The organism is Comamonas sp. B-9 (assembly GCF_000410635.1).
Lineage (GTDB): Bacteria > Pseudomonadota > Gammaproteobacteria > Burkholderiales > Burkholderiaceae_C > Comamonas.
Map to the genome: position 1 here is coordinate 1 of NZ_KE148535.1, position 7,418 is coordinate 7,418.

At 65.4% G+C, this 7,418-nt stretch carries 9 protein-coding genes; 4 read left to right on the forward strand and 5 right to left on the reverse strand.

The genetic code is table 11. The features are described 5' to 3' along the window. Window positions 1-117 precede the first annotated feature (117 nt). Genes H928_RS0107570 through H928_RS0107580 form a run of 3 tightly spaced genes read right to left on the reverse strand, consistent with a single transcriptional unit; the run spans window position 118 to window position 2,026 of the window. Window positions 118-753 (reverse strand): FMN-dependent NADH-azoreductase, encoded by a 636-nt coding sequence (locus H928_RS0107570; protein WP_021025937.1) that lies wholly within the window; start codon window positions 751-753, stop codon window positions 118-120. A 58-nt stretch (window positions 754-811) separates the two neighbouring features. Further along, a complete protein-coding gene (locus H928_RS0107575; RefSeq protein ID WP_021025938.1) occupies window positions 812-1,537 on the reverse strand; it encodes an SDR family oxidoreductase in 726 nt (241 codons plus the stop codon). Window positions 1,538-1,588: 51 nt separating this feature from the next. Next, window positions 1,589-2,026 (reverse strand): carboxymuconolactone decarboxylase family protein, encoded by a 438-nt coding sequence (locus H928_RS0107580; protein ID WP_027010670.1) that lies wholly within the window; start codon window positions 2,024-2,026, stop codon window positions 1,589-1,591. A gap of 109 nt (window positions 2,027-2,135) precedes the next feature. Between H928_RS0107580 and H928_RS0107585 the strand changes: the two genes are divergently transcribed. After that, window positions 2,136-3,578 carry a PLP-dependent aminotransferase family protein gene (locus H928_RS0107585; RefSeq protein WP_043339217.1) on the forward strand — a complete coding sequence of 481 codons (1,443 nt, stop codon included), beginning with the start codon at window positions 2,136-2,138 and terminating at the stop codon, window positions 3,576-3,578. Between the two features lie 16 nt (window positions 3,579-3,594). Here the strand turns inward: H928_RS0107585 and H928_RS0107590 are convergent, their stop codons facing one another. Continuing rightward, window positions 3,595-4,389: a crotonase/enoyl-CoA hydratase family protein gene (locus H928_RS0107590; protein ID WP_021025940.1), complete on the reverse strand. Its 795-nt coding sequence runs from the start codon at window positions 4,387-4,389 to the stop codon at window positions 3,595-3,597. 212 nt (window positions 4,390-4,601) lie between these two features. Between H928_RS0107590 and H928_RS0107595 the strand changes: the two genes are divergently transcribed. Together H928_RS0107595 and H928_RS0107600 are read left to right on the forward strand one after the other, a co-directional pair. Next, the gene (locus H928_RS0107595) at window positions 4,602-5,591 is read left to right on the forward strand and encodes a tripartite tricarboxylate transporter substrate binding protein (protein WP_052329824.1); all 990 of its coding nucleotides are present in this window, start codon (window positions 4,602-4,604) and stop codon (window positions 5,589-5,591) included. Window positions 5,592-5,646: 55 nt separating this feature from the next. Continuing rightward, window positions 5,647-6,435, forward strand: coding sequence for an enoyl-CoA hydratase/isomerase family protein (locus tag H928_RS0107600; protein ID WP_021025942.1), 789 nt, complete (start codon window positions 5,647-5,649; stop codon window positions 6,433-6,435). A 69-nt stretch (window positions 6,436-6,504) separates the two neighbouring features. Here the strand turns inward: H928_RS0107600 and H928_RS0107605 are convergent, their stop codons facing one another. Continuing rightward, the gene (locus H928_RS0107605; protein WP_021025943.1) at window positions 6,505-6,930 is read right to left on the reverse strand and encodes a PaaI family thioesterase; all 426 of its coding nucleotides are present in this window, start codon (window positions 6,928-6,930) and stop codon (window positions 6,505-6,507) included. Window positions 6,931-7,049: 119 nt separating this feature from the next. Between H928_RS0107605 and H928_RS26685 the strand changes: the two genes are divergently transcribed. Beyond that, a partial coding sequence (locus H928_RS26685) for a flavodoxin family protein (protein WP_239644908.1) occupies window positions 7,050-7,418 on the forward strand: 369 nt, incomplete at its 3' end.

Below are 7,418 nucleotides of genomic sequence, written 5' to 3' on the forward strand. Positions count from 1 at the left end.
CCCCCTTCCTGACGCCCAGGCCAGACCAGGCCGTGGTGGCGCAAGGCCCGCGTGCTCGGCAGCCCGCGCTGCCAGCCATCGCTGTCTGCTGCCCACTTGCGCCAGCCACCCGTCCTGTTAGCGCGCAGTAGCCAAAGCCTCCAGCGCCTGCTGCTTGAATGGGGCCAGCTGCTCACGCAACGCATCTCTGGCGCCATCCACTGCAGCAGCTACCGCATCAGGCCCAAATACCAGGCCTTGCAGCAACACAAAATGCACATTGCGGATGCCAATGGAGGCCAGCGCATAGCGCAGATAAGGCGTCAAAAAGTCTTCCTGCTTGGCACGGGGCCCCGTATGGAAGCCGCCGGAACTCACCAATACCAAGCTAGGACGGTCCTTCATCAAACCAATCTTGCCTTCGGGCGTGGATGCAAAGCTGCGGTGGATACGGATCACATGGTCCAGCCAGAGCTTGAGCGTGGCCGGCACGGCAAAGTTGTGCATGGGGGTCAGAATCATCAGCAGATCGCTGTCTTCCAGCTCCTTGATCAGCGTTTCCGACCAGGCCAGCGCGGGTGCATCTGCGCTGGCATTGGCGGTGATTGCCAGTGCATAGTCGCGGCTGATCGGCGGTATCGGTGTCGCCACCAGATCGCGCTCCAGCAGCGGCTGCTGCGCTAGGCCCAGCTCGCCCAGCATATCGGTCGCCAGTTGGTAGCCATGGCTGGCCTGGCCATGGGGGCCACAGTTCAAGAGCAAGGTACGGGTCATCAGTCGTCCAATCGTTTGAATATAATCACACCCCGGTGTCCAGCCAATGCCTGGGGCATCAAGCCGCCCCGCATTTACAGACCCAGGCCGCCAGCGTGGTCCGTCCCAGACGGGCAGGCCCTGTGGGGACCAGGCAGTCATCGTCCAGCAGCGCACCCCGGTAAGGCATAACGGCATCGCCCTGCACCGTACGCGGATCACCTTGCAAGCGCAGGTAGTGCTGCATCCAGTCGGCCATCGCCATCTTCTGGGGCCCGGCCACCTCCATGCAGCCATCCAGCGGCTGCGCCAGCGCGGCATCGGCCACCAGCATCGCCAGGTCCTCTGCGGCCATCGCCTGCATACGCGCTAGGGGCATGGTCAGCGCAGTTCCGGCTGCGCCGCCCTGTGCCAGCTGCGCCAGCCTTTCGTACAGGGGTGCGGCACGCAGCACGGTGTAGGGCGTGCTGCCGGCCTGGATCAGCTGCTCTCGCAGCGCCAGCGCCTGGTAGTAGCCGCTGTGCTGCAAGCGCTGCACCCCCAAGGCCGACAGCGCAATATGGTGCGCCACTGCTGCAGCGGCAATGGCAGCATTCAGCTGGCGGCATGCGCTCGCCCAGCCATCCAGCGCATCGGCCGTCTCCATCACAGGTGGATCGCGCACATCGATCAGCACCTGGGCGCCATGCAGCGCAGCTGGCAGCCTGGGGTCCACATCGGCGACCACCGGGTAGCCCAGTTGCCGCAGGTTGCTGACCACTTTGGCACCCAGCAGCGCACAGCCGCCCAGTACAAGGACTTTCATAAGCGGCCTTGTGCCACCGTTGCTGCCTTTGCCGCGCGTCGATGGCGTTGGTTAAACGGGCATCTTGCGAAAGGCAATCGCAAAGCGGTTCCAGCTGTTGATCGAGGTGATCACGGCGGTCAGCTCCATCAGCTCGGCATCCGTGAAGTGGGGGCGCACAGCGTCCCAGACGGCGTCGGGCACATGGTCGTGCGAGACAAGCGTCAGCGCCTCGGTCCATTCCAGCGCAGCACGCTCACGGTCGCTGAAGAAAGGCGTCTCGCGCCAGGCGGCCACGGTGGCCAGGCGGCGGCTGGATTCGCCGGCCTTTACGGCATCGGTCACATGCATGTCCAGGCAGAAGGCGCAGCCATTGATCTGCGAGGCGCGCAGGCGCACCAGTTCCTTGAGCAGAATGTCCAGGCTGCCCTTGGCAATCTGGTTTTCCACGCCCATCAGGGCCTTCATGATGGCGGGGTCGGCGGTGTAGAAGTCGAGTCGGGTTTGCATAGCTATCTCCATCCAGGGTTGCGTCGGTGAATTCCGTTGCTGGTAGCCAGTATGCGATGGTCTTGGCCAAGCCAAAAGAGCCAAGAAATGCAAAAATGACTAGGCCATGATGTCTGACCCTTCCAATTCCCGCCCTGTGCCAGCGCTGCAGCTGCAGATCGACCGCAGCCTGCAGCTGCCCATGTACCTGCAGATCTGCCAGCGCTTCAAGACCGCCATTGCGCAAGGCCATCTGCGCGCCGGCGACCGGGTGCCTGCGTCGCGGGCGCTGGCCACCGAGCTGAACCTGGCGCGCGGCACCGTCGATCTGGCCTACCGCATCCTGGCCGATGAAGGCTATTTCCAGGTACGCGGGGCGGCGGGCACCGTCATCTCCCCGAGCCTGCCCCCGGCTGCCACGGCCCCGGCGCCGCAAGCCATGGCCCAGCCACCAGCCGCCGATATCGTAGACCACGACGGCCTGCAGCCGCGCCCCTTGCAGCTGGGCCTGCCAGCGATCGATGCCTTTCCGCGCAAGGTCTGGAACCGGCTGGTCACCCACCGCCTGCGCAGCAGCGAGCCCTTCCGCCTCGCCTACCCCAACCCGCAAGGCGATGAGGAGTTGCGCCAGCGCATAGCGGCCTACCTGGCGGTGTCGCGCGGCGTGACCTGCGTGCCCGAGCAGGTCTTTGTCACCACCGGCCTGCGCAACACCCTGGAGCTGAGCCTGCGCAGCCTGGCCAGCCCTGGCGATGCGTTCTGGTTCGAGGACCCGGGCTATATCCTGGCGCGGCCGTTTTTGCAAAATGCCGCCGTGCAGATCGTGCCAGTGCCCGTCGATGCCCAGGGCCTGCAGGTGGATGCGGGCCGGCAGCTGAGCCCCTATGCGCGTTTTGCGATGGTGACGCCTTCGCACCAAAGCCCGCTGGGCGTGACCTTGTCGCTGGAGCGGCGCATGGCGCTGCTCGAATGGGCGCACGAAGCCGGCAGCTGGATCATCGAAGACGACTATGACAGCGAGTTCCGCTACCAGGGCCGGCCCCTGCCCGCCCTCAAAAGCCTGGACCGGCAGGACCGCGTGATCTACGCCGGCACCTTCAGCAAGGTGATGTTTCCCGGTCTGCGCCTGGCCTACGCCGTGGTGCCGCTCGAAGTCGTGCCCCGCTTTCAGGCCGTCAGCTCCAACCTCAATGCCGGTTGCCCCTACCTGCTGCAGGCCAGCGTGGCCGACTTCATGGCCCAGGGCCACTTTGCCCGCCACCTCAAGAAGATGCGGCTCTTGTATGCCGAGCGCCGCGCAGTCGCACAGCGCAGTTTTCAGCAAGTGCTGGGCGATCGCCTGCGCATTGACTTGCAGCCCGGCGGTCTGCACTTGCTCGGCCAGATCCAGGACGGCGACAACGACAGCCTCGTGGCCCAGCGCGCCCGCGCGCTAGGCCTGGCCATGCACCCGCTGTCGCGCTGGTATATTGATGCCGCGCCGCGCCAAGGCCTGTTGATGGGCTTTGCCAATATCACGAGCGAGGCGCAGGCCTTTCAGCTGGCCCGTCAGATTCAACAAGCCTTTGGCTAGGGGGAAGAACGCTGCGTTATCCCTTGAACTCAGGGGTGCGCTTTTCAAGGAAGGCGCTCACGGCTTCACGGTGGTCGGCCGTCTGGTGGGCCAGCGCCTGGTAGGCGGCTGACAGCTCCAGCAGCGAAGACAGGCTTTGGTGCATGCCTTCACGCATCAGCTTCTTGGTCATGCGGGTGACCTGGGGCGGGTTGGCGGCAATCTCGCTGGCCAGGGCGTTGGCGGCGTTCAGCAGTTCCTCGGCCGGCACCACCTGCGACACGAGGCCCCACTGCAAGGCGGTGGCCGCATCGATCATGCGGCCGGTCAGCGACAGCTCGGCCGCACGCGCCATGCCAATCACCCGGGGCAGCAGCCAGGCGCCGCCATCGCCGGGGATGATGCCCATCTTCACAAAGCTCTCGGCAAACTTGGCCTTGTCCGAGGCCACGCGCAGGTCGCACATGCAAGCCAGGTCCAGGCCCGCGCCTACTGCCGCACCATTGATCGCCGCGATGGTGGGTACTTCCAAGTTGAACAGCGCCAGCGGCAGGCGCTGGATGCCGCGGCGGTAGTCATCGCGGATGCGCATGCCATCGACATCGCCAAAGGACTGCTGCTGCATGGTCTTGATATCACCGCCCGACGAAAACGCGGGGCCCTCGCCCGTCAGGATGACCGCCCGCACGTTGCTGTCGGCCGCAATGGTCTCGCAGGCGGCCAGGATCTCAGCCACCGCCGTGTTGCCGGTCAGCGGATTGCGGCGCTCGGGCTGGCTCATCGTCAGGGTAACGACATGGCCTTGCTGTTCGTACTTCAAAAATGCAGTCATGGAAGGGGCTCCTGGTTCCGGGTAGGTCTCGATGTGGTCAGCGCTGTGCGCCGAATGAGCCAGAGCATACGGTTAAAGCCCGCATGCACCTGCATATCAGCTGAGTGCAATTTGGTATTGGACGCTACCCAAAAACGGCCCTAGCCTGCATGGATGCTGGGGCAGGCAGCGCCCCACATGCCGATAACTAGATGCTGCCTAGGAGACAGTTGATGCCCGTATCCCGACGCCAGTTCCACCACCGTCTTGTGCAATGGAGCGCAGCCGCCAGCCTGGCCAGCCCCTGGCTGGCACGCGCGGCCGATGCCCCCTTGCGCTGGGTCGTTCCCTACCCTGCGGGCGGCGCCGCCGACCAGATCACGCGCATCGTGGCCCAGGATGTGGGCCAGAGCACGGGCCAGCCCATCGTCATCGAGAACAAGGCCGGGGCAGCCGGCATGATTGCGGCCGAGACGGCATTGCGCGCCCCCGCCGATGGGCTCACCTTCTTTGTCGGCTCCAATGCGCCGCTGGTCATCAACAGCGCCATCTACGCCAAGATGAGCTATGACCCGGTCAAGGATTTTGTGCCCGTCGCGGGCCTGGGCAAGGCGCCATTGCTGCTGGTCACCCGCAAGGACCTGGGCGCCAGCGACTTGCGCGCGCTGATCACGCTCGCCCAGCAGGCACAGCGCCAGGGCAAGACGCTCAGCATGGGCTCGGCCGGCAGCGGCAACATCACCCATCTGGCGGGCGAATATGCCAGCGAGCGCATGGGCTTCCAGGTCACTCATGTGCCGTTCTCCGGCAGTGCACCGGCCATCACCAGCATGATGGGCGGCAATGTCGACATCATGTTCGACGCCCTGCCCTCCTGCATGCAGCAGGCCATTGGCGGGCGCATTGTGCCGCTGGCGATATTGGACAAGCAGCGCTTTGCAGCACTGCCCCAGGTGCCCACCCTGGCCGAACTGGGCTTTGGCGATACCGAGGCCAGCGCCTGGTTTGGCGTGATGGCCCGCAGTGGCACACCGGCCGACGCCGTGGCGCGCATGGCCCGCGCCATCAACCAGTCCCTCGCCAAGCCCGATGTGCAAGAGCGCCTGCGTCGCATAGGTGCGCAGCCGATTGCGGCCAGCACCGCAGAATGGGGGCAGTTTGTGGCCTCGGAGCGCGAACGCTGGATACCGGTGGCCCAGAAACTGGGCATCCGCGCCGAATAACCCGCGCTCCCGCCGCTGGCCCGCCGTACCGTTTTATTGTTGAAAACCGACTGATATGACCGCCCTGACCCTGAGCATGCATGGCACCACCGCCGTGCTGACGATGAACCGCCCCCAGGCCCGCAATGCGCTCGACGAGCAGATGCGCGAGGACTTCAGCCGCCTGATCCCACAGGTGCGCGATGACCGCGCCATCAAGGCCGTGGTGCTGACGGGGGCCGGCGGCCATTTCTGCGCCGGTGGCGATATCAAGAGCATGCAGGCCGCGGTGGCCGGCAAGCAGGATGTGTTTGACAGCCGCAACCGCATGCTGGGCCTGCACCGCTGGTTTGATGAATTGCTGGATATGGAAAAGCCCGTCATCACTGCCGTGCAAGGCAGCGCCTTTGGCGCCGGCCTGTCGTTGGCGCTGGCGGGTGATTTTGTGCTGGCAGCGCCCTCTGCCAAGTTCTGCTGTGTGTTTGCCAAGATCGGCTTTGTGCCTGACCTGGCCGGCATGTATTTGCTGCCGCGCCTGGTCGGCCTGCAAGCGGCCAAGGAGCTGGCCTTTACCGCACGGGTCGTAGCAGCGCCTGAGGCGCAGCAGATGGGCATGGTCTACAAGATCGGCAGCGAAGACGTGCTGGCCGACGCGCTGGCCTTTGCCGAGCGCTTTGCCAGCGCCCCGACCGAGGCCATGGGCTACACCAAACGCGTGATGAACCGCGCCTTTGAGACCCAGCGCGACGAGATCTACCAGCAAGAAGCACTGGCCCAGACGCTGTGCCGCGAAAGCGCCTTCCACCAGGAGGCCATTGCCCGCTTTGTCGGCAAGCAGCCGCCGCTGTTCCAGTGGCAGGATTGAGCGCAGACTGAGGCCCCACCCGCGGCCCGCCAGGGCCTTGCTGGCTGGCTGGTGGGCTGGTGGGCGGCCTCAGTACTTCACATTGACAATCGTCGCCTGCAGCAGCGCCACCACCTTGGGCGCTGCTGTCGCATCTGCCCCATAGGCCAGCACCTCGCCGCTGCACACCGTCAGCAGCTTGCCGGCGTTCACCACCTTGCCAATGGCGATAAAGCGCTCGCCAATCGCGGGCCGCATCAGGTTGATCTTGAACTCCGCCGTGACCACCTCATAGCCCTCGGCTGCCACCGTCAGCGCCGCATAGCCCGCCGCACTGTCCACCACGCTGCTGACGGCGCCGGCATGCAAAAAGCCATGCTGCTGCGACAGCGCCTTTTGGTAGGGCAGCGCAATCTGCACCTCCCCCGGCTGCACGGACAGCAGGCTCGCGCCCAGGGTCTGCATCAGCCCTTGGGCATGGAAGCTGGTGGAAATGCGTTCAAACAGGTCGTTCATGGTGGTATGCCTTGTGGCCAAGCCTCGGTAGCGATCAGCCAATCTAGCATGCAGCGCAGCGCGTGGCATGGCCCCGCGTCCTGCACATGACAGCCGCCTTTGCCACTATGCTTGCGGCCATGGACAGCGCCCAACTCCTGATCGTCTACCACAGCCACACGGACGGCAGCCGCCAGATGGCCGAGGCCGCGCGCGCGGCGGCCGCCAGCCAGGCAGGTGTGCACGTACGCCTGCTCTGCGCACCCGATGCCGGCCCGGCCGACGTACTGGCCGCCAGCGGCTACCTGTTTGTCTGCCCCGAGAACCTGGCATCGATCAGCGGGCTGATGAAGGACTTTTTTGACCGCTGCTACTACCCGGCGCTGGACCGCATCCAGGGCCGCCCCTATGCCAGCTTGATTTGCGCCGGTAGTGATGGCAGCAACGCGGCGCGCCAAATCGCCCGCATCGCCACTGGCTGGCGGGTCAAGCCCATCGCAGAGCCGCCG

Excerpts from the sequence above, each read along its gene's own strand:
- H928_RS0107600 (WP_021025942.1), top strand. The coding sequence starts at position 5,647 with ATGACCGCCCTGACCCTGAGCATGCATGGCACCACCGCCGTGCTGACG.
- H928_RS0107605 (WP_021025943.1), bottom strand. The coding sequence starts at position 6,930 with ATGAACGACCTGTTTGAACGCATTTCCACCAGCTTCCATGCCCAAGGG.
- H928_RS0107580 (WP_027010670.1), bottom strand. The coding sequence starts at position 2,026 with ATGCAAACCCGACTCGACTTCTACACCGCCGACCCCGCCATCATGAAG.
- H928_RS0107590 (WP_021025940.1), bottom strand. The coding sequence starts at position 4,389 with ATGACTGCATTTTTGAAGTACGAACAGCAAGGCCATGTCGTTACCCTG.
- H928_RS0107575 (WP_021025938.1), bottom strand. The coding sequence starts at position 1,537 with ATGAAAGTCCTTGTACTGGGCGGCTGTGCGCTGCTGGGTGCCAAAGTG.
- H928_RS0107585 (WP_043339217.1), top strand. The coding sequence starts at position 2,136 with ATGTCTGACCCTTCCAATTCCCGCCCTGTGCCAGCGCTGCAGCTGCAG.
- H928_RS0107595 (WP_052329824.1), top strand. The coding sequence starts at position 4,602 with ATGCCCGTATCCCGACGCCAGTTCCACCACCGTCTTGTGCAATGGAGC.
- H928_RS0107570 (WP_021025937.1), bottom strand. The coding sequence starts at position 753 with ATGACCCGTACCTTGCTCTTGAACTGTGGCCCCCATGGCCAGGCCAGC.